The following is a 442-nucleotide window of genomic DNA, read 5'->3' as shown; positions in this document are numbered from 1 at the left end:
TCCACATATGAGCCCAGCGGGATTTCTCGCATAAACGCAATTTCATGCGACATATGAATTGAGCAATCCGGTGTATAGCGTTTCATTCCGCCACCTCCGGTACTTTCCTGCTGATAGAGCAAAAAGCGGCACGAGCACGGCACCAGTCACTATTAATTGGGTTTTTGGCGAGTTCGGCAGCAACAAGCCATACCTGGCCAGCATTAACTAATTCATTACTTCGTTCTAATTGGCATGCACGCTCACTGAGCGATTTAAAATCATCAGTGGGTTTGACACCCAATTCATAAATATCAATATTGGCAATAGGCACACTAATGGCTGAATCTTTGCCGATATAACGGTACGTGCGTTTATTCCCACGCCATGACGTTTCAATCCATCCGCTCTTGATACCGTAGCTCAACAACGCGCTGACAGTCTTAACATCGCCGCCGATGAC

At 46.6% G+C, this 442-nt stretch carries 1 protein-coding gene; it reads right to left on the bottom strand.

Annotation, left to right across the window (positions count from 1 at the left end):
• Positions 1-82 precede the first annotated feature (82 nt).
• A partial coding sequence (locus tag NWP14_RS27825; protein WP_375216324.1) for an ANR family transcriptional regulator occupies positions 83-442 on the bottom strand: 360 nt, incomplete at its 5' end.

The organism is Klebsiella sp. C349492 (genome assembly GCF_042055345.1).
Lineage (GTDB): Bacteria > Pseudomonadota > Gammaproteobacteria > Enterobacterales > Enterobacteriaceae > Klebsiella > Klebsiella scottii.
The sequence above is the reverse complement of the archived record's forward strand: the minus strand, read 5'-3'. Positions and strand labels throughout refer to the sequence as shown.